Origin of the sequence: Agrobacterium pusense (assembly GCF_900102105.1) — a bacterium.
GTDB classification, from domain to species: Bacteria; Pseudomonadota; Alphaproteobacteria; order Rhizobiales; family Rhizobiaceae; genus Agrobacterium; species Agrobacterium pusense.
Map to the genome: position 1 here is coordinate 174,693 of NZ_FNBB01000002.1, position 20,264 is coordinate 194,956.

Genomic DNA, 20,264 nt, shown 5'->3' on the forward strand with positions numbered 1-20,264 from the left:
TGTTCATTGCTATTGGGCGAGGGCCGGATAGTCGGTGTAACCTTCGGCGCCGCCGCCATAGAAGGTCGGCTGGTTCGGTTCGTTCAGCGGCGCGTCGTTTTTCAGGCGGCGCACCAGATCAGGATTCGCGATGAAGGCCTTGCCGAAAGCAACGGCATCAACCTTGCCACTTTCCACGGCTTCGATGGCGCTCTGCCTATCGTAACCATTGTTGGCGATCCACAGGCCCTTGCCGCCGGCATTACGATAAGCCGCCTTGAAGGACGCGTAATCGAAAGGCTTGTCGCCCTGCTTGAAATCGCGTGGACCGCCCGTCGCACCTTCTACGACATGGATGAAGGCGAGATTGCGCTTGCCCAGCTGCTCAACCACGTAATTATAGAGCGGTTGCGGATCAGCCTCGAAAATATCGTTGGCAGGGGTAACTGGCGAGAGGCGGATGCCGGTGCGGCCGGCGCCGATCTCTTCCGCCACCGCGTCGACGACTTCCAGCAGGAAGCGAGCGCGGTTTTCGATGGAGCCTCCGTAATCATCCGTGCGCTGGTTGGTGCTGGATTTCAGGAACTGCTCGATTAGGTAACCGTTGGCGGCATGGATTTCGACGCCGTCGAAACCGGCCTCCAGTGCCGCGCGCGCGCCGCTGCGGTAATCCTCGAGGATGAGGCCGATATCGTCGATGGTGAGGGCACGGGGCTCGGAGGTTTCGGCAAAGGCACCGGTGCCGTCATCATTGATGATATAGGTCTTCGATTTGGCGGTGATGGCCGAGGGGGCGACGGGCTGGCCACCATGCGGCTGCAGCGAGGTGTGGGAAATTCGGCCCACGTGCCAGATTTGGGCAACGATCTTGCCGCCCGCCGAATGAACGCCGTCAGTGATCTTTTTCCAGCCTTCAATCGCTTCCCGCTTATAAAGACCGGGAACATCGGCGTAACCCTGGCCCTGCTGGGAAATGGGCGTGCCTTCAGTGACGATCAGGCCGGCTGTCGCCCGCTGCTCGTAATAGGTGGCGTTGAGATTGTTGGGAATGGCGCCCGGGGAGCGATTGCGGGTGAGAGGGGCCATGACGATGCGGTTGGCGAGTTCGATATCGCCGGCCTGTGCCGGTTCGAAAAGACTGGTCATGCGACTTCACTTTCTGGTCGGTTGGCGAAATTGCGCGGCAGGCGCGCTATCCTGATATGGGTGCCGGTGCGAAACCGTGTCGCGGTTCCCGTCCGGCACCCCGGGGCTCAAAGCTTGGGAGGCTCAGAGATTGGTTTGCAGATAATTGCGGAAAGCATCGATGGTTTCCTCGTTGCGCTCAAAAAACACCCATTGCCCCACCTTCTTCGACCTTATCAGGCCCGCCGCCTGCAGTACCGCAAGATGCGAGGAGACGGTGGATTGCGACAGGCCGCTGATCTGAAACTGGTTGGCGCAAACACCCATGCTGAGCGGATGCTCCTGACAGAAGTGACTTTCCGGAGACTTCAGCCATTCCAGAAATTTCAGCCGTGCGGGGTGCGAAAGGGCCTTGAGGACTTCCTCCGGGTTCATTGGGGTTTCTTCAATATCTGACATACCCGATATTTATATCGATCATTATCGATATACAAGTCACGTCTCTGTGAGGACTGCACGGGCGCGGTGGCATCGGCAAAAAAAAAGGCCGCTGGATATTTCCGCGGCCTGATAAGTTTGAAGGTCAAAACCTCCAGAGGGGAACAGCTGTCGCGTGCCTGAGCGAGCGTGACAGCCAACCAAGATATGGTGGGAGCGACAATGCAAAACAAGGTTGCATCATCCGATATTTCGCCAATTTGGAGAAAATTCTTGCGGGTAAAAAAAGAGGGCCGCCGGATGTATCCAGGGCCCTTTAAGTGTGAAGGTCAAAAACCTCCAGAGGGGAACAGCTGATGCGGTGGAACTGGGAGGAAAAGCCACCGTGTGCATCAGCTGAGAGCGATATGGTGCTTTTTTGTGCACGAAACAATTCTTTTTTGTGCAGGTCAGGCATGCGTCGGGTGCAGGCCTCGATATTTCAGGTATATTTTATGTGCAAAGCTGGCGAAGGGCGACTGGTCGCCCTTCCATGAATTCCCCTGTATCTCCTTGAAAAATAACGTCTATTTCAGCCGTTCGGCTATTTAAACGTCAGAAATTCCAGTTGCGCGCCTTGGCGACGATAAAATCGCGGAAGGCCTTCAGCTTTGCAGCATTTTTCATCTCGTCCGGATAGCAGAAATAGGTGTCGAATGACGGAATGTCGGCCGCGAGCGATAACTGGATGAGGCCGGGGTCCCGGCCGACAATGTAATCCGGCAAGCAGGCGATACCTATTCCCAGCAGGCAGGCGCGCTTGATCGAGGTCTGGCTGTTGATCTGCAGATGGGGGGTGCGGGTATTGTCGGAAGACCGCCCGGCATTTTCGAGCCAGTTGACATCTAGCAGGTAGTTCGGCGCGGGTTCGCCAAACGAGATGATGCGATGGTTGTCCAGATCCTCAACCGACTGGGGCTCGCCATGGCGATTGATGTAAGACGGCGCGGCATAGACGTGCATGTGCACCGTGAAGAGCTTGCGCTGGATGAGGTCCGATTGCTGGGGCTGGCGCAGGCGAATGGCGCAATCTGCGTGGCGCATATTCACATCCAGCTCCTCATTGTCGAGGATGAGCTGGATCGACATTTCCGGATAGAGCTGCAGGAATTCCTGCACCTTGTCCGTCAGCCAGCCCTGACCGAGGCCCACCGTCGTCGTGACGCGGAGCTTGCCGCTCGGCTTTTCAGTCGTTTCGGTGAGCTGCATCTTCACCGTTTCGAGCTTCAGCAGCACATCGTGAGCGGTGCGATAGAGCAGTTCGCCCTGTTCGGTAAGAATCAGGCCGCGGGCGTGGCGATGAAACAGCTTGACGCCGACATCCTGCTCCAGCGCGCTGACCTGGCGGCTGATGGCCGACTGGGACAAATGCAGCTTGTCGGCAGCATGGGTGAAAGACCCTGCTTCGGCTGCGGCATGAAATATGCGCAGTTTATCCCAGTCCAATGGCATTGCCATGCCTATCCTGCCTTTCAGTTATTCCGCTGCGACAGCAAGCGGTTGATGCGCGGTGAGATAACGTTCCGCTTCCAGCGCGGCCATGCAGCCCATGCCGGCGGCGGTGATTGCCTGACGGTAGATGTCGTCGGTGACGTCGCCGGCCGCGAAAATGCCTTCCACGTCGGTGGCGGTGGAATCGGGAGCGGTCCACATATAACCGTTGTCCTTCAGCTTCACCTTGCCCTTGAAGAGCTCCACGGCAGGCGCGTGGCCGATGGCGACGAAGACGCCGTCAATGGGCCTTTCGCTGATCGCGCCGGTTTTGGTGTCGCGCAGCTTGACGCCGGAAACGGAGGGCGGCATCGGCGGTTTTGCTGGCGCGCCGGTAATTTCGGCAACTTCCGTGTTCCAGAGGATATTGACGTTGTCCTTGGCAAAGAGCCGTTCCTGAAGGATTTTTTCCGAACGGAAGCTGTCGCGTCTGTGCACGACCGTTACCGACTTGGCGATATGGGCGAGATAAAGCGCCTCTTCCACGGCGGAATTGCCGCCGCCCACCACGATCACATCCTTATTGCGATAGAAGAAACCATCGCAGGTGGCGCAGGCGGAAACGCCGAAGCCCTGGAAATGTTGCTCGCTCTCGATGCCGAGCCACTTGGCCTTGGCGCCGGTGGCGATGATCAGCGTGTCGGCGGTCCATACCTGGCCAGAATCGGTCTTCACGACGAACGGGCGAACGCTGGTTTCAACTTCGGTCACCAGGTCACTGACGATTTCCGCGCCGACATGCGTCGCCTGCTTCAGCATCTGGTCCATCAGCCACGGGCCCTGGATAGGGTCTGCAAAGCCCGGGTAATTCTCGACATCGGTGGTGATCATCAGCTGACCGCCCTGTTCCATGCCGGCGATCAGCACCGGCTTCAGCATTGCGCGCGCCGCGTAGATCGCCGCCGTGTAGCCTGCGGGACCGGAGCCGATGATCAATACCTTGGTATGGCGGGCAGACATGGGAAATTTCCTTCTCAATAGCAGGGTCTTCAGCGAGGCCTTCCAGCCGCGGCAGGGCGGACGGGCCATAACCCCTTCGTTGGCGGGTATTTAAGGTTGTCTAGTGCCTTTATTCAAGGGCAGCCTTGCGTTACCAACAAGGCAGTTGTGGATGCACGCGCAATTTTGTGACCGGCTGGCGGCATATTGTTGCGAATCCCGCGCCGAATAGTACAAGGAAGTTCTCCAGCTTAACGAGGTACTCCTCCGTGACCAGCGTCGAACTCGATGCCATCGATCTGAAAATCCTGCGCGAATTGCAGCGCGACGGGCGCATGACCAATGTGGAACTGGCCGAAAGGGTCGGTATCTCGGCTCCTCCGTGCCTGAGGCGCGTCCGCAAGCTCGAGGAGGCGGGGGTAATCGAGGGTTATCACGCCATGTTGAACGCGCCGAAGCTCGGTTTTGATCTCGTCGCCTTCTGCATGATCGGTCTCAAGCGCCAGTCGGACAGCAATCTGAAGGCCTTTGCCGCGGCGACGGCCGGGTGGCCTCTCGTGCGCCAGGCCTGGATGGTATCCGGCGAAAGCGACTTCCTGTTACATTGCGTCGCAAGAAACCTGACGGAATTTCAGGACTTCGTGATCGAGGTTCTGACTGCGGATGAGAATGTCGATACGGTGCGCACCATGCTGACCATCCGTCAGGTCAAGCGCGTCGGTCTCGTGGAAATCTGATTTTCCGGTTTGCGACGCATTACCCCCGCCGCAACGCCTCATAGACTTCGCCAAGACTGGCCGCTTCTTTTTCCAGCGGAAAAGTGCTGCGCACATGCGCAAGTCCGGTACTCGCGTGGACTTTGGCCATGGCGGGATCGGCGAGATAGGTCTTTATCGCATCCCTCAGTGATGCATAGTCCCCCGCTTCAACAACCGCCCCGGTCTCGCCCTTGACGATCATTTCCTCGTAGGCACCGGCATTGCTGGCGACGACGGCCGTTTCCGAGGCCATTGCTTCAAGCGGAGTCAGCCCGAAGCCCTCGTTGCGCGAAGGCGCGACATAGAGCGTCAGCCGCCTGTACCACGGCTTGATGTCATCAACTTCACCCTGAAACACGATACGATCTGCGAGGCCGGCGGCCCTGACATCTGCTTCAAGGGTTTCGGCAAAAGCCTTGTGTTCCGCCGTCACGCGGCCTGAAACCACAGCTGTCCATTGCGGATAGGCGGGCAGAAGTTCGATCATGGCACGCACGAAAAGATCGGTGCCCTTCTGGTGGCGGACCCGCCCGAAGCAGCCGATCAGATATTGTCCCGGCAAGCCGGTCGCGGCTATCGTGTCCTCAGGACCGGTTGCCGGATGGAAAAGTTCGGTATCCACGCCATGCATGACAACGCGATGGGGCACTTCAAGAAATGAGCCCGAGCGGATGTTGGTGGCCACCACGGCATCCATCCTGGAGATCAGGAAACGGGTGTAGGCGGAATGCCGCCTCTGCGCGGCCGAGGTGAAGAGAAGCTTCACCCTCATGCGCAGCACATCACGCATGAAAATTCCCGGCAACATTTCGAGGTTGCGGCGGGCATGCCAGATGCGCGGACCGCCAAACGGGCCGCCTTGCCAGAGCCGCCACAGGTCGCGGAAACGCACATGCGGCAGATGCGGCGGCAGGCCGGGGCCGATGGTGGCGACCTTCTGTCCCATCCGGTTCTGCACCGGTATCAGCTGAACGATTGTGGAGGTGACGCCGGAGAGCCTGCGTTTGAAATTCGGCGCAAGCACCTGCACATCTTTCAGTCTGACGTGGGACAAGATGGGCTTCCGTCTTTGCGGCTGGTTCAGGGGAGCAACAGGTCAAAAGCAATGCGCCCGCTGGGGGGCGCATTGCATGGGGCAATCAGCCCCACTGAACCGCGAGGATCTCGTAACCCTTGGCGCCGCCAGGCGCGTTGACTTCGATGCTGTCGCCAACTTCCTTGCCGATCAGGGCGCGGGCAATCGGCGAAGAGATGGAAATACGGCCGGCCTTTACGTCGGCTTCCTGGTCGCCGACGATCTGATAGGTCTTTTCCTCATCGCTGTCTTCGTCAACCAGCTTCACGGTGGCGCCGAACTTGATCTTCGAACCCGACATCTTGGAAAGGTCGATGACTTCAGCGCGCGCCGTCAGATCTTCGAGTTCCGTGATGCGGCCCTCGTTATGGCTCTGCGCTTCCTTGGCAGCATGGTACTCGGCGTTTTCCGAAAGGTCGCCATGGGCGCGCGCTTCCGCAATCGCCTCGATGATGCGGGGGCGTTCCTCCTGCTGGCGCCAGCGAAGCTCCTCCTGAAGCTTGACGAATCCACCCTGGGTCATCGGTACTTTTTCTACCATTTTTTTATCCTTCGCATTCCGGTCGCTTTACCTGCAGACACAAAAAGAAACAGGTTCCGGAGGGGAACTCCGGAACCATGCCAAAATCATAACTGAGCGGACTATATCAGAAGACGACAGCGAAATGCCAGCAAATTTGAGGCATCAATATTTCTTCGTCTTTCCAATGACTTGAACATCCTGATTGACAATCTTCAAGAGAACATATAGTGAACATTATTATGAAGAAGTCAATCAGGCAACGGCTGGCCATTCTCTCTGACGCCGCGAAATACGACGCCTCCTGCGCATCGAGCGGGACGGCGAAACGGAACTCCGCAGCCTCTGGCGGATTGGGCTCGACAGAAGGGTCTGGCATCTGTCATGCCTATGCGCCGGATGGGCGCTGCATATCGCTCCTGAAAATCCTGCTCACCAATTTCTGTATCTATGATTGCGCCTATTGCATCAACCGTTCTTCCAGCAATGTGGAACGGGCGCGGTTTACCGCAGAAGAGGTGGTGTGGCTGACGCTCGAATTTTACCGGCGCAACTATATCGAAGGGTTGTTCTTGTCCTCGGGTATCATCCGTTCCTCTGATCACACGATGGAGGAGATGGTGCGTGTGGCGCGTGAACTGCGGGTCACCCATTGCTTTCGTGGTTACATCCACCTCAAATCCATTCCGGAAGCGTCTCCGAAATTGATCGAGGAGGCGGGGCTTTATGCGGATCGGTTGTCGATCAACATCGAGTTGCCCACCGATAGCGGCATCGGCCGTTTTGCGCCGGAAAAGCAGCCCGCCAATATTCGCCGCTCTATGGCCGATATTCGCCTGAAGATCGAGGAGGCGGGCGAGCCTACCGTCAGAACGCGAAAAACCAAGCGTTTTGCGCCCGCCGGACAGAGCACGCAGATGATCGTGGGCGCCGACGGCGCCGATGACAGCACCATTCTTTCCACCAGCGCGCGGCTCTATGGAAGCTATGGTCTGCGGCGCGTCTATTATTCGGCGTTCAGCCCAATTCCGGATTCGTCGAAGAACCTGCCACTCATCAAGCCGCCGCTGATGCGCGAACACCGCCTCTATCAGGCGGACTGGCTTTATCGTTTTTACGGTTTCGATATCGGCGAGATAACCGCTATCGGCGGAAACGGCATGCTGGATCTTGACATCGACCCGAAGCTTGCCTGGGCATTGAAGCATCGCGATCAGTTTCCGGTAAACGTCAATGCGGCGGATCGCGAAATGTTGCTGCGTGTACCCGGTTTCGGCACCAAGACGGTTGCCTCGATTCTCTCGTCGCGGAAGTTCCGAAGCCTGCGGCTGGAAGATATCGCCCGCTTCGGCGTATCTCTCAAAAAGGTGAAGGCCTTTATCGTCGCGGAGGGATGGACACCGGGCAAGCTGATCGAACGGCCGGATCTGCGCGCGATGTTTGCGCCGCAGCCTGAACAATTGTCGCTGTTGTGATGTATGGCCCGGTGCTGGAGGGGCGGGGGGATTTCACCGAGTGGCGCGATGCTGCGCGCGCGGCGCTTGCGGCCAATATACCGCCGGAGAAGATCGACTGGCGGCTGCAGGATGACGGGTTTGGGCTTCTCGACTTTTCCGGTGCGCCATTGCCAACGGAGGGCGGCGCCCCGGTTCCCGTACCTGCCGCATTTGTCGCACTGGCGCAGGCCGTCATCTGCCACAGCGATCCCGGCCGTTTCGCGCTGCTCTACAGGCTATTGTGGCGGCTGAAACGGGATCGGGCCCTGCTGCAGTTCAAGTCCGATCCGGATGTTTCCGATGTGCGGCTGCTCGAAAAGTCTGTCCGTCGCGATTATCACAAGATGACGGCCTTCGTGCGTTTCAAGGAGCTGCCATTGCCCCAAGGGCAGGGCGGGCGACGGCGGTTCGTGGCGTGGTTCGAACCGGACCACTTCATCATCGAACGTACGGCTCCGTTTTTTCAACGTCGCTTCACCGACATGGACTGGTTGATTGTCTCGCCGAAGGGCAGCGCCCGATGGGACGGAAACCTGCTGCAGACATCACGGGAGGCTGCCGCCAAGCCTGATCTCAAGGATGAAACGGACGATCTCTGGCGGACCTATTACGCCAATATTTTCAACCCGGCCCGCTTGAAGATCAAGGCCATGACAGCGGAGATGCCGAAGAAATACTGGAAGAATCTGCCGGAAGCCGAGCTCATCCCTGACCTGATTCTGGGCGCGGAGGCGCGGGTGCTGGAGATGGCGGCGAAGGAGGCGAGCCAACCGAAGCCGTTTCACCATCGCCTCCAGGCAGCGGCTTCCGCACGGGAAGAGCAGTCAACTTTGCCGGATGGCACGCTTGCTTCGCTGGCGCATGAAGCGCTCCACTGCACACGGTGTGCCCTGCATTGCAAGGCGACGCAGACCGTTTTGGGTGACGGGCCGGAAAACGCGAAGATCATGGTCGTCGGCGAGCAGCCGGGCGATCACGAGGATCTGGCCGGAAAACCTTTTGTCGGCCCCGCTGGCCAGCTGTTCGACAGGACGCTCAGAGAGATCGGTGTGGACCGCGGCGGGCTTTACGTTACCAATGCCGTGAAACACTTCAAATACGAAACGCGCGGCAAACGGCGCATCCACCAGCGGCCGAATGCGGGGGAAGTGGAGCAATGCCGCTGGTGGCTCAACCAGGAAATCGCGCTTGTTCAGCCGAAGCTGATCGTTGCGATGGGTGCAACGGCGCTATATGCGCTGACCGGCGGCAAAGAAAAGGTCTCGGAGATTCGCGGCCGTCCCCTGCCAATGCAAGAAGGGCGGACGCTTTTTGTCACCGTGCACCCATCCTACCTGCTTCGCCTCCCTGATGAGCAGGCTAAAGAGATGGAAATCAAGAAATTCAAACAGGACATGCTTTATGTAAGAAATTTTGAATAGTCTTTTCTAAGTATATATTTTATCGATTATCAACTTGGCGTTGTTATGCTTTACGCATCGTTAGTTTTTCGTTTTAATTGAAATTTATTCGAGTCATTTTATATGTCTCATCAAAATATTTATAGACGGGCGTATTATGCTTGGTGAACTTGACCTTGCAACAGTCATACTAATGCAAAAATGCTCCTACATCGTGGGGCTAATGAGTTTTATTTATTTGATGCTGACCAATCGCGGCCTGCGCGGTCCTGTCACTCTTGCCGCGGGCTTTGCGGCAATGGCCGCCGGCTCAACGCTTGCCGGATATGGCGAGTGGAAGATATTGTCGCCGGCCTTGTGGCGGTTGGGCAGTATCGTATTCGGTATTGCAGGTTATGCGCTTATCTGGCTTGGTCTGAAAACGTTGAGCGACGGCCGTTTTGTATCGCAGAAAACTCTGCTTGGGACTTGTCTTGTCGTGGTTCTCGGGATTGTCATCGCGTATGAGGTGGCGGAGAACAATGCGTTGCGCGCTGCGCTGTTCAATGGCTGTGCGGCGCTTGCCTATCTCGGCGCGGCCGCGGTGCTGTTTAGCGGCTGGCGCAAGGAGCCGCTTCTTTCCCGCATCGCGCTGGGCGCGATCACCACCGTCTCGGGGCTGATTTCACTTCTGGTGGTAAAGGGGGTGCTTTCACCCTCTCTCGCCTCCATCAACATCGTCAATGCGTTCTTCCTCATCATTATGCTCAACTTTGCGATTGCCCTGTTCGTGATGGTGCTGGTGGCCGAACGCTCGGAGCGGAAACTGTTGATCCTTGCCAATACGGATCCGCTGACAGGCGTGAAGAACAGGCGCTTCTTCTTCCAGACGATGCCCACAAGGCCTGATCCCACCGATGCGACAATGCTGCTCGATATCGATCACTTTAAATCGATCAACGACCGCTTCGGCCATTCCGTCGGTGACAGCGTCCTGCAGGAAGTGGCAAAGCGGATCGGCGGCAGTATTCGCAGTGGCGACGTGCTGGCCCGTTATGGCGGCGAGGAATTCATCATCTTCCTGCCCGGCGCAGGAAGCCAAAAGGCGTCAATGATAGGCGAGCGCATTCGCAACGCGGTTGCTTTGAAAGAGGTGGACTGCGGCGGGCTGCGTGTCGGTGTGACAATCAGCATCGGCATTGCGACAAGCGGCGAGATAGACTGTGATCTCCAGACGCTGGCCGACATGGCCGACCGCGCGCTTTACCGCGCCAAGAGCGAAGGCCGCAACTGCGTACGGGAAGCACTGGCGGCTTAAAGCCTGCCGTTTCAGATGCTATTCGCTCTCGTTCGATTTGTGGCCCAGGTCATGGCCTACCTCTCGCTCACGCTGCCTGAGGGCTTCTTTCAGAAGAATTTCGATCTGCGCGTTAATGCTGCGCAGCTCGTCGCTCGCAGTCTGGCGGACAGCGTTCAAAATCACCGGTTCGATGCGCAGTGGGAAAGCTACACGCATCGGGCCGGGCGGTCGTCCAGTCATGCTTTTACTCCAGATGCGGGTTCAGGAACTGGGTGATCGGCGATGGCGGAGAATTCTCGGGACAGGGAAAAATCGTCATCGGCCTGCGGGTGGAAATGATGTTTTTTTGATACCGGCGTTGGATTGCAGGTGTATTACGCAATGAGAAACGCCGCCAACCTGGTGGTTCGCGGCGTTCATTCAGTTCGTCAGGCTTTCTTGCTGATCTCTTAGTTGAAGTAGCTCTGCAGCGGCTTCACTTCCAGATTGCCGGCCTTCAGCGCCTTGATGGCGAGGGCGGCTGCTTCGGCACCTGCCATCGTCGTGTAATAGGGCACCTTCTGCATCAACGTTGCGCGGCGCAGCGACTTCGAGTCGGAAATCGCCTTGTTGCTGTCGGTGGTGTTGATGACGAGCTGGACCTGACGGTTGCGGATTGCGTCCTCGATATGCGGACGGCCTTCCTGCACCTTGTTGATCTTTTCGGCGTTGATGCCTTTTTCGGCAAGGAAACGCTGGGTGCCGCCGGTGGCCAGCACTCTGAAGCCGCTTTCCACGAGAATGCGGATGGCGGGCAGAACGCCTTCCTTGTCCTCATCACGGACCGAGACGAAGACCGCGCCGGAGCGCGGCAGGTCGACACCGGCGCCGAGCTGGCTCTTGGCGAAGGCGAGCGCGAAATCAGTGTCGAGGCCGATGACTTCGCCGGTCGAGCGCATTTCCGGTCCGAGCAGAATGTCGACGCCGGGGAAGCGCGCGAAGGGGAAGACGGCTTCCTTGACGGCAATGTGCGTGAGGTTACGCGGATCAGGCTTCTCGCCGTAAGCGGCAATCGCCGGATCGAGCTTCTCGCCGGCCATGACGCGGGCGGCGATCTTGGCGATCGGCGCGCCGATGGTCTTGGCGACGAAAGGCACGGTACGCGAGGCGCGCGGGTTGACTTCGAGAACGTAGATCGTGCCGTCCTTGATGGCGTATTGAACGTTCATCAGGCCGCCGACCTTGAGCGCCTTGGCAAGCGCCGTCGTCTGGCGCTCCAGTTCGTCGAGCGTTTCCTTGCTGAGCGAACGCGAAGGCAGCGAGCAGGCCGAGTCGCCCGAGTGGATGCCAGCCTCTTCTATGTGCTCCATGATGCCGGATACGAAGACGTTTTCGCCATCGCACAGCGCGTCGACGTCCACTTCAACGGCGTTGGTCAGGTAGCTGTCGAACAGAAGCGGGTTCTTGCCGAGCAGGGTGTTGATCTGGCCGGTCTTGTCGTTCGGGTAACGCTGCTTGATGTCCTCGGGTACGAGACCCGGAACCGTGTCGAGCAGGTAGGTCTGGAGCTGGCCTTCCGAATGGATGATCTGCATGGCGCGGCCACCCAGAACGTAGGACGGGCGAACCACCAGCGGGAAGCCGATTTCAGAAGCGACAAGGCGGGCCTGCTCGACCGAATAGGCGATGCCATTGTTCGGTTGGGCCAGATCGAGCTTCATCAAGAGCTTCTGGAAGCGGTCGCGGTCTTCGGCAAGGTCGATCATGTCAGGCGCGGTGCCGAGGATCGGGATACCGTTCTTTTCCAGCGCTTCTGCAAGCTTCAGCGGCGTCTGGCCACCGAACTGCACGATGACGCCAACGAGTTCACCCTTTTCCTGTTCGGCGCGCATGATCTCGATCACGTCTTCGGCCGTCAGCGGCTCGAAATAGAGGCGGTCGGAAGTGTCGTAGTCGGTGGACACCGTTTCCGGATTGCAGTTGATCATGATCGCTTCAAAGCCGGCATCCTTCAGCGCGAAGGCGGCGTGGCAGCAGCAATAATCGAACTCGATGCCCTGGCCGATACGGTTCGGGCCGCCGCCGAGGATGACGACCTTCTTGCGGTCGGAGACCTGCGCTTCAGAGCGGGCGGCGCCGACGAAGGGCATTTCATAGGTCGAATACATGTAGGCAGTCGGCGAGGCGAATTCGGCGGCGCAGGTGTCGATGCGCTTGAAGACCGGGCGGACGTTCAGGCTGTTGCGCAGTTCGGCCACTTCCTTCGGACGCTTGGAGGTCAGGCTGGCGAGGCGGGCATCGGAGAAGCCCATGGCCTTCAGCATGCGCAGGTTTTCGGCGTCCTGTGGCAGGCCGTGCTCGCGGATGCGGGCTTCCGTATCGACGATGGCCTTGAACTGGGCGATGAACCAGGGGTCGATCTTCGAGTTCTCGTGGACTTCCTCTTCGGTCATGCCCATGCGCAGCGCCTGGGCGACCATGCGCAGGCGATCCGGCGTCGGCGTGCCGATAGCGGCGCGGATCGCGTTCTTGGAGCCTTCGCCCTCTTCGTAACCGGGAATTTCGATTTCATCGAGACCGGTGAGGCCGGTTTCGAGACCGCGCAGCGCCTTCTGCAGGGATTCCGCAAAGGTACGGCCGATGGCCATGACTTCACCGACCGACTTCATCGCGGTGGTGAGGATCGGCGACGCGCCCGGGAACTTCTCGAAGGCAAAACGCGGGATCTTGGTGACGACGTAGTCAATCGAGGGTTCGAACGATGCTGGGGTGGCGCCGCCGGTGATGTCGTTTTCGAGTTCGTCCAGAGTATAGCCGATGGCGAGCTTCGCGGCGATCTTGGCGATCGGGAAGCCGGTTGCCTTGGAAGCCAGCGCAGAGGAGCGCGACACGCGCGGGTTCATTTCGATGACGACGAGGCGGCCGTCCTTCGGGTTGACGGCGAACTGCACGTTGGAGCCGCCGGTCTCGACGCCGATCTCACGCAGCACCGCAATCGAGGCGTTGCGCATGATCTGGTATTCCTTGTCGGTCAGCGTCAACGCTGGCGCGACAGTGATGGAGTCACCGGTGTGGACGCCCATCGGATCGATGTTTTCGATGGAGCAGATGATGATGCAATTGTCCGCGGTGTCGCGGACGACTTCCATCTCATACTCCTTCCAGCCCAGAACCGATTCTTCGACCAGAACTTCCGTCGTCGGCGAGGCGTCGAGGCCGCCGGAGACGATGTCGAAGAATTCCGAGCGGTTATAGGCAATGCCGCCGCCCGTGCCGCCCAGCGTAAACGACGGGCGGATGATGGCGGGCAGGCCGACATGATCGATGGCCTGGGCGGCAATGGCCATGGCGTGGGCCATGTAACGCTGCTTGCGGTCGGTTTCGCCGAGGTTCCACTGGTTTTCGAGGTCGTCCAGCGCCTTGTCGAGTTCGGGGCCGGAGAGCTTGCCCTTCAGTTCCGCCCGCGCAGCTTCATGCTTCTTGCGGTCGGCATCCTTGATTTCAGTGGCGTTGGCGAGCATCGAGCGCGGGGTTTCAAGGCCGATGCGGGCCATGGCTTCGCGGAAGAGGGCCCGGTCTTCGGCCATGTCGATGGCTTCGGGCTTCGCGCCGATCATTTCGACATTGTAGCGGTCGAGAACGCCCATGCGCTTGAGAGAAAGCGCGGTGTTGAGCGCGGTCTGGCCGCCCATGGTCGGCAGCAGCGCGTCGGGACGCTCCTTTGCAATGATCTTGGCCACGACCTCAGGGGTGATCGGCTCGACGTAGGTGGCGTCCGCGAGACCTGGATCGGTCATGATCGTCGCCGGGTTGGAGTTGACCAGAATGACCCGGTAACCTTCTTCCTTCAGCGCCTTACAGGCCTGCGTGCCGGAGTAATCGAATTCACATGCCTGACCGATAACGATCGGTCCCGCGCCGATGATGAGGATGGACTTGATATCTTGGCGCTTCGGCATGGGCTCTCTCGTTCCGCTTTTCGGTTGCGCAAAACACCGGCCAGGGTGGAAGATCACCGGCCGGGGAGCGCAATTCTAATGTTTTCAGGCTAGAAGCGGCTTATAGGCAAATGTTTTTGAGAACGGAACCCCATAAATTCCGGAATCGACAGAAACTCTTAACGGGCAGGGGCAAGCGCGGCAAAACGGGCCTGTACCGCCGCGGTGTAAGAGCGGCTGACGGGGATCTCCGTGCCATCTTTTGTAATGATGTGCAGACGGCCTGTCTGCTTGCGCAGGGAAATAAAGTCGGCATCGGCAATCCAGTGGGAACGATGCACCTGCAGACCCGCCGTATGGCCGAGTTCTTTCAGCGCATCGGCAAAACGCAGCAGAACCAGCTGCTGCCCGCGCGTGGTGACGATTTGCGTGTAATGATCCTGAACCGATAGTCGCAACAATTCTCCGCGTTTTTGGGGCGGCAATCGTTCCAGCAAGGGGATGATGCCTTTGACCTCCCGATCTGCATTTGCATCTGTGCCCGTTTCAGCCTCCGCCGCTTTTTCGAAGGACTGGCAGGTTGTGAGGTAACTCAACAGGCAAAAGATCGCGCAGAGGGGGAGGGATGAGAGGCTGCTTTTCAAAGCCGGTGTTAAGCCCATCTCCTTGCCGTAGAAAATCTGATTGGTGATGGTGAGCAGCAGCCCGATCGGGAGTGCCGCGGTAAGCGAGCCGATCATCATGCGTGCCAGCATGTTGTCGATGTGGCCTGATAGGATCGTTTTGGCGATGATGGAAAAGGATATGGCAAATATCCAGGCGCCGGCCTGAATGATTGTCCAGTAAAGCAACCGGTCGGCGAAGCTCATGGTTTCGCTCGTTCCGAAGGGCCCGGTCACGATGAAGATCGCCAGTACCGCGAGGAATGTCAGCCACAGCCTGCGCGATTGCAGAACGGCGTGCATTTCACGAAGCGTGGATTGCAGATACGGGTGATCCACGAAGTTTTCCTGCTGATGGCGCCAATCCGTTTTTCCTGTCCGCATGTTTCGCCGAAATTGCCGGTGATTTCAACCGAGCCGAAACAGCAACCATGTCATTCCAGCCTCTGTTAGACGCACCGCTTGCCGTGCAATTCCATGTCGCCACCGTCATGCCCGCAGCCATTCTCGGGGCCTTCATCTTCCTGCGTCCCAAGGGAACCGCCATCCACCGGCTGCTCGGCAAGATCTGGGTGATGCTGATGGTTTCGACTTCCGTTTCGACCTTCTTCATCCATGAATTGAGCATGTTTTACGGTTTCAGCCCGATCCATCTCCTCTCCGCTTTCACGATATATGGCTGTCTGCAATCGATCTACTTCGCCCGGCGTGGCGATATCAGACGCCATATGCGGATTATGCAGAGCGTTTATCTGGGCGGCATCGTGATTGCGGGAGGTTTCACCTTCGTTCCCGGACGCCTTATGAATAAGGTTGCTTTCGGTGGCGGCGGAGCGGGATTTGTGGCCGTTTCCTCCGGCGCTCTGGTCTTTGCCTTCCTGTTTCTGACCGTGCTGAAACAAAGACGCAGAGCCGCATGAAAGACTCCGCTGACCGCCTCTGCTTTCTTCCGGAACAAGATGTATTATAGTGCCGTTATAAGGCAGCTTGTTGAGGCGATAGTCGCCGGGAGAATAGCATGGAATGGAGAGGGCGCCGCCAGTCGGACAATATTGAGGATCGGCGCGGCATGTCGGCGGGGCCGAGTGATCCTTTTTCCCGGGGCGGGATGCGCGTGCCAATCGGGCGTCGCGGCGGCGGTATCGGGATTGGCGGTCTTCTGGTCATTCTGTTGATCAGCTGGGTGCTCGGCATCAACCCGCTAACGCTGCTGACCGGCGGCGATCTGACGATGGATGGCGGCGGTACGACGCAATCGGGGACCCAGCAGTCCGGCACGCGACCACAGGGGCAATCGTCCGACGAGACGACCGCCTTCGTCCGCACCGTTCTTGCCGAGACCGAGGATACGTGGAGCGGCATTTTCCAGTCGGCAGGCGAAACCTATCAGAAGCCGACGCTGGTTCTGTTCTCCGGGCAGGTGTCTTCCGCCTGCGGTTATGCTTCCGCTGCCAGCGGTCCGTTCTATTGCCCGGGCGACCGTAAGGTCTATCTCGATACCAGCTTCTTCAAGGAACTGGACCAGCGTTTCGGCGCGGCTGGCGATTTCGCACAGGCTTACGTGATTGCGCATGAGGTCGGCCACCACATCCAGAACCTGACCGGCGTTCTGCCTGAGTTCAACCGCCGCCGTCAGTCGATGAGCCAGACGGACGCCAACAAGATGTCGGTGCGTGTGGAGCTTCAGGCGGATTGTTATGCGGGCATCTGGGGCAAGTTTACCGAACAGAAGGGCATTCTTGAGACCGGCGACCTTGAGGAAGCCCTGAACGCCGCCCACCAGATCGGCGACGATACGCTGCAGAAGCAGACTCAAGGCTATGTGGTGCCCGATAGCTTCAACCACGGCACCTCGGCGCAGCGCATGGAATGGTTTAAGCGCGGCTTCCAGAGCGGCCGGGTCGAGGACTGCGATACTTTCTCGGCGAATATCTGAGGAGAGGGGGCTTTTCAGCCCCCTTTTCGTTTAGCGCATCAAGAGCGCCACGACATACATGCCGAGGGCGAAGATGGTATGGGCCACGAGGTTGAGGACGCGAACCTTCGTTGGGTTCGGTGTCTTCGATGCGGCCCAGCCAATGCCGAGACCCGGCTGCAGCAGGAACCAGCCTGCGCCCACCGTTATGATGCCGACGACCCACGGCGCTATGAAGGACGGGTTTGCAAACCAGGTGGCCGGGACCACCAGGGCAAGAATGACACCATAGAGAATCCCGACGGCGTAATGCGAAATCCAGCCGAGCGCCAGTTCATGCTCGTAGGGTTCAGCCGTGGCGATGCTGTCGTGAAATATCCTGCCTTTCGGCACATGCCAGAACCAGCGGCCGACCGGCGCCCAGTTCGGGGCGGACTGGCCGAAGAACCGGTGCAGTATGATTGCCCATATGTCCATAAACACGGTGCCGCCAATGCCCATGGCAATGCCGCGCCAAATCAGTTCCAGCATGAATCCCTCCGCATGATCATGATCGATCAAGCTCTAGCGGATCGTGTGAATGGCGGGAACCGACTATTAGGAGGGTGGACAAAAAAATGGCCGGATCGCTCCGGCCATGAGGTGAGAAAGGCGTAAGATTTCACCTCCGTCATGCTCGGGCGTGTCCCGAGCATCTGCGACGTATGTTTTACACGAGACGTGGTTGGATCCTCGGGACAAGCCCGAGGATGACGTCGAGCGTGGTGATGGTTGGCCATGATCCGGTGCTATAATGATCGGCCAATATCCATTCTCCCTTAAGCAGCCCGCCCATATTCCGCCTGCCGCCGCGTAGCCGTGGCGAGCTGGAACTGCGCTAGCAACTCATTCAGCGCCGCCGCTTCCGAGGCGAGGCCATGACTTGCTGCCGTCTGCTCCTCGACCATGGCGGCATTCTGCTGCGTGCCCTGATCGATGGTGTTGATGGCGGTGTTGATTTCCTGGAGGCCGGTCGACTGTTCGCGCGATGCGGTGACGATCGCGTCGATGTGGCGGTTGATCTCCTGCACTTCGCGGACGATGGTTTCCAGCGCCTTGCCGGCATTGCCGACGAGTTCGACGCCGGACTGCACCTGCGAGGTGGAGGCGTTGATCAGCGTCTTGATCTCCTTTGCCGCATTGGCGGAACGCTGGGCAAGTTCGCGCACTTCCTGGGCGACGACAGCAAAACCCTTGCCGGCCTCGCCGGCGCGGGCGGCTTCAACACCGGCATTCAGTGCGAGCAGGTTGGTCTGGAAGGCGATCTCGTCGATCACGCCGATGATGTTGCTGATCTCGGACGATGATTTTTCGATGCCTTCCATGGCGCGCACGGCATCTTCGACGATGACGCCGGACTGTTCGGCATTGCCGCGGGCGCGGTCGACCAGGCGGCCGACTTCTTCCGCACGGCGGGCGGAATCCTTGACAGTCGTGGTGATTTCCTCAAGCGCCGCCGCCGTTTCTTCGACGGAGGCAGCCTGCTGTTCGGTGCGTCGCGCCAGATCGTCGGCTGACTGGCGAATTTCGCCGGCACCGGCATCGATCGCAAGCGCGTTCTGTCCGACGGTGCTGAGCGCAGCATTCAGCTTCGCAACGGAATTGTTGAAGTCGTCGCGCAGGCGATCGATGCGGGAGACAAACGGCGTATCGATACGATAATTGAGATCGCCGTTGGAGAGATGAGCAAGACCCTTTGCCAGTGAATCGACTGCAAACTGAATATCGGCCGCGTCTTTTGCTGCCAGTCTTTCCCGCTCGTTACGCTCCTGTTCGGAAAGTGTGCGGTTCTGTTCGGCGTCCCCTTCGAGTCGCAGGCGTTCCATGGCGTTCGAGCGGAACACGGCAACGGCCGCGGCCATGGAGCCGATCTGATCGGTGCGTTCCTGGCCAGGAATGGCGACCTCGAGATTGCCGGCAGCCAGGCCTTCCATGGCGGAGGTCATCTGCGTCACCGGGCGAACGATGAAGCGGGAGAGCACGGTCGCCAGCAGGCCGATCATGATCGTAGCGGCGAGAATGGTGGCGATGGTGGCGGCCATGCGGAACTGCCCGATGGCGCCATAGGCAACATCGGAATCAACAACAAAGCCAAGATACCAGTCGACCGAAGGCAGGCCGGCAACGGGAATGAAACTGGTGATTTTGCCCTTGCCGTCGATTTCCGTCTGGGAAATTGCAGAAGAAATCACCGGCGTATCGACTTTGAAGAGATCGGTCAGCGGCTTGTCGACGAATTTTGCATCGGGATGGATGAGAATCTTGCCATCCTTGCTGACCAGGAAGGCGTAACCGTCCTTGCCGGCATCCACTGACGTGATCATCTTGACCAGGGAGTCGAGCGAGAAGTCGCTGCCGGTCACACCAGCAAGCTTGCCGTCGACGGAGACCGGAATGGCAGCCGTGATGATGAGGCCGCCGGTGGAGGCGTCGTTATAAGGCTCGGTCAGCACCGTCTTGCCGGCTTTCACCGCATCCAGGTACCACGGGCGCTTGCGCGGGTCGTAGCCTTCCGGCAGCGGTGTCTTCGGGAAGGTGGTGAAGGTGCCGGTTTCCGCATTGCCAAAATAGGTGGACATGAATTGCGCGGTCAGCACCTCATTCTCCAGAAACTGCAGCTTCGCACCGTCCTCGGGAAGCTTGGCAAGCGTCTTTGCCACGGTTTCCGTCAGCATGATGCGGCCATTCAGCCAATTCGCGATGCTCTGGGCGGCCTGCTTGCCGGAAGAATCGATATTTTCCGCCACCGCTTCGGTGGTGACCCGATGCTGAAGGCTGTCGATATAATACGAAAAGCCCGCAAAGGCGGCGACGACAAGAGATGACGCGGCAACCAGAATGCGCGTCATAAGATTGGTTTTCTTTGGCAAGCTACAGATCCTTGAAGCCCGATGCACCGATAAGGTCATCTTGAACAATGGTTGGGGAAACATGCCTCGAAGGCGGGAATATTCTGCGTCATGCAGCTTATGATTTTAGAAGAACTATTCGATGTTCTAATGGATAAAGGCGAATGGTAAAATTCGACTAAACTTGTGTTTGGCGAGGGCTCGTATTGCGAATTTGTCGAGCCTTTTCAGAACTGCGTAATTTTTAACCATGCACTGCTGCCGGTTGCATGCAGACAGCGATTATTTTATTCATCCTCGTGCTGCCGTTGCGCAAATCGCGGGCAACGGCCAATGTTCGGGT

At 58.6% G+C, this 20,264-nt stretch carries 17 protein-coding genes; 6 read left to right on the forward strand and 11 right to left on the reverse strand.

The genetic code is table 11. From position 1 onward, the window contains the following. Window positions 1-9: 9 nt before the first annotated feature. From BLU28_RS05470 to trxB, 4 genes are all read right to left on the reverse strand, one after another. Window positions 10-1,125, reverse strand: a complete 1,116-nt coding sequence (locus BLU28_RS05470) for an alkene reductase (RefSeq protein ID WP_022556662.1) — start codon at window positions 1,123-1,125, stop codon at window positions 10-12. 123 nt (window positions 1,126-1,248) lie between these two features. After that, complete coding sequence (locus tag BLU28_RS05475) at window positions 1,249-1,539, reverse strand: ArsR/SmtB family transcription factor (protein WP_004442911.1); 291 nt, start codon at window positions 1,537-1,539, stop codon at window positions 1,249-1,251. A 597-nt stretch (window positions 1,540-2,136) separates the two neighbouring features. Beyond that, window positions 2,137-3,033: a LysR family transcriptional regulator VtlR gene (locus BLU28_RS05480; protein ID WP_034498849.1), complete on the reverse strand. Its 897-nt coding sequence runs from the start codon at window positions 3,031-3,033 to the stop codon at window positions 2,137-2,139. 24 nt (window positions 3,034-3,057) lie between these two features. Beyond that, entirely contained in the window at window positions 3,058-4,032 is a 975-nt protein-coding gene (gene trxB, locus BLU28_RS05485) for a thioredoxin-disulfide reductase (protein ID WP_035209282.1), read from the reverse strand. 248 nt (window positions 4,033-4,280) lie between these two features. Between trxB and BLU28_RS05490 the strand changes: the two genes are divergently transcribed. Continuing rightward, on the forward strand, window positions 4,281-4,748 hold the full coding sequence (locus tag BLU28_RS05490) for an Lrp/AsnC family transcriptional regulator (RefSeq protein ID WP_004442906.1): 468 nt from the start codon (window positions 4,281-4,283) through the stop codon (window positions 4,746-4,748). Window positions 4,749-4,767: 19 nt separating this feature from the next. Here the strand turns inward: BLU28_RS05490 and BLU28_RS05495 are convergent, their stop codons facing one another. Further along, window positions 4,768-5,823 (reverse strand): glycosyltransferase family 4 protein, encoded by a 1,056-nt coding sequence (locus BLU28_RS05495; protein ID WP_077987408.1) that lies wholly within the window; start codon window positions 5,821-5,823, stop codon window positions 4,768-4,770. 85 nt (window positions 5,824-5,908) lie between these two features. Further along, window positions 5,909-6,385, reverse strand: a complete 477-nt coding sequence (gene greA / locus BLU28_RS05500) for a transcription elongation factor GreA (protein ID WP_003522847.1) — start codon at window positions 6,383-6,385, stop codon at window positions 5,909-5,911. A 221-nt stretch (window positions 6,386-6,606) separates the two neighbouring features. On the opposite strand from greA, the gene BLU28_RS05505 reads away from it, so the two are divergent. The 3 genes from BLU28_RS05505 to BLU28_RS05515 all read left to right on the forward strand — a co-directional run bounded on the left by BLU28_RS05505 (window position 6,607) and on the right by BLU28_RS05515 (window position 10,557). After that, a complete protein-coding gene (locus tag BLU28_RS05505) occupies window positions 6,607-7,839 on the forward strand; it encodes a putative DNA modification/repair radical SAM protein (RefSeq protein ID WP_077987409.1) in 1,233 nt (410 codons plus the stop codon). Next, complete coding sequence (locus tag BLU28_RS05510; RefSeq protein ID WP_077987410.1) at window positions 7,839-9,281, forward strand: UdgX family uracil-DNA binding protein; 1,443 nt, start codon at window positions 7,839-7,841, stop codon at window positions 9,279-9,281. The genes BLU28_RS05505 and BLU28_RS05510 overlap by 1 nt, the downstream gene beginning before the upstream one ends. A 136-nt stretch (window positions 9,282-9,417) precedes the next feature. Then, the gene (locus BLU28_RS05515; protein ID WP_077987411.1) at window positions 9,418-10,557 is read left to right on the forward strand and encodes a GGDEF domain-containing protein; all 1,140 of its coding nucleotides are present in this window, start codon (window positions 9,418-9,420) and stop codon (window positions 10,555-10,557) included. An 18-nt stretch (window positions 10,558-10,575) separates the two neighbouring features. Here the strand turns inward: BLU28_RS05515 and BLU28_RS05520 are convergent, their stop codons facing one another. The 3 genes from BLU28_RS05520 to BLU28_RS05530 all read right to left on the reverse strand — a co-directional run bounded on the left by BLU28_RS05520 (window position 10,576) and on the right by BLU28_RS05530 (window position 15,502). Continuing rightward, window positions 10,576-10,779: a type II toxin-antitoxin system antitoxin gene (locus tag BLU28_RS05520; protein ID WP_004442898.1), complete on the reverse strand. Its 204-nt coding sequence runs from the start codon at window positions 10,777-10,779 to the stop codon at window positions 10,576-10,578. 209 nt (window positions 10,780-10,988) lie between these two features. After that, complete coding sequence (gene carB, locus BLU28_RS05525) at window positions 10,989-14,477, reverse strand: carbamoyl-phosphate synthase large subunit (protein WP_035209297.1); 3,489 nt, start codon at window positions 14,475-14,477, stop codon at window positions 10,989-10,991. Window positions 14,478-14,635: 158 nt separating this feature from the next. Beyond that, entirely contained in the window at window positions 14,636-15,502 is an 867-nt protein-coding gene (locus BLU28_RS05530; RefSeq protein WP_035209299.1) for a LytTR family DNA-binding domain-containing protein, read from the reverse strand. Between the two features lie 47 nt (window positions 15,503-15,549). Here BLU28_RS05530 and BLU28_RS05535 point away from each other — a divergent pair, with 47 nt between their 5' ends. After that, window positions 15,550-16,038 carry a DUF2306 domain-containing protein gene (locus tag BLU28_RS05535; RefSeq protein ID WP_077987412.1) on the forward strand — a complete coding sequence of 163 codons (489 nt, stop codon included), beginning with the start codon at window positions 15,550-15,552 and terminating at the stop codon, window positions 16,036-16,038. A 98-nt stretch (window positions 16,039-16,136) separates the two neighbouring features. After that, window positions 16,137-17,054 (forward strand): KPN_02809 family neutral zinc metallopeptidase, encoded by a 918-nt coding sequence (gene ypfJ, locus BLU28_RS05540; RefSeq protein ID WP_006699644.1) that lies wholly within the window; start codon window positions 16,137-16,139, stop codon window positions 17,052-17,054. Window positions 17,055-17,084: 30 nt separating this feature from the next. Here the strand turns inward: ypfJ and BLU28_RS05545 are convergent, their stop codons facing one another. Together BLU28_RS05545 and mcpU are read right to left on the reverse strand one after the other, a co-directional pair. Beyond that, a complete protein-coding gene (locus BLU28_RS05545) occupies window positions 17,085-17,564 on the reverse strand; it encodes a DUF2938 domain-containing protein (protein WP_077987413.1) in 480 nt (159 codons plus the stop codon). 287 nt (window positions 17,565-17,851) lie between these two features. After that, complete coding sequence (gene mcpU, locus BLU28_RS05550; protein ID WP_077987414.1) at window positions 17,852-19,942, reverse strand: methyl-accepting chemotaxis protein McpU; 2,091 nt, start codon at window positions 19,940-19,942, stop codon at window positions 17,852-17,854. Window positions 19,943-20,264 lie beyond the last annotated feature (322 nt).